This window comes from Clostridium sp. CAG:43, assembly GCF_000434655.1.
Classification (GTDB): Bacteria; Bacillota; Clostridia; order Lachnospirales; family Lachnospiraceae; genus Otoolea; species Otoolea fessa.
The window spans coordinates 21,242-21,733 of sequence record NZ_FR895100.1; the positions used below are offsets into that span (position 1 = coordinate 21,242).

A 492-nucleotide genomic window follows, 5' to 3' on the forward strand; every position below is an offset into this window, starting at 1 on the left:
GGACTGGTGGGCGAAGGTTCGGAATGTCTGGGATTTGACGATGCGATATCGCAGGATCACGATTTCGGGGCGGGTTTCTGTCTGTGGTTTTCGGCGGAAGATTATAACCAGTACGGAAATGCGCTTCAGGATGCCTATGACCGTTTGCCAGGGGACTTTGCAGGTGTTCCGGCACGCCTCACAAGTGCGCGGGGCGGCGGACGTGTCGGTGTGTTTGAGATAGAGGCATTTTACAGCCGTTTTATCGGGATGGAACAGCCGCCAAAGAGCCTGATGCGCTGGCTGCATCTGCCGGAAGATAAGCTGGCGGCAGTCGTGGGCGGGGCAGTATTTGAGGATGGACTGGGAGAATTTTCTGCGATCCGCGAGGCGCTCCGGAAGTATTATCCGGAGGATGTCCGGATCAAGAAGATCGCGGCGCGGGCAGCGAAAATGGCGCAGTCGGGACAGTATAATTATGGCCGCTGTATGCGGCGGGGCGATACGGTTGCG

1 protein-coding gene (running past one end of the window) is annotated in these 492 nt (G+C 57.5%); it reads left to right on the forward strand.

Annotated features, from left to right (window positions below; genetic code table 11):
• On the forward strand, positions 1-492 hold part of the coding region annotated (locus tag QVO97_RS08875; protein ID WP_288189482.1) for a DUF4037 domain-containing protein (this coding region is incomplete at its 5' end). The annotated region continues 411 nt past the right edge of the window; 492 of 903 annotated nt are visible.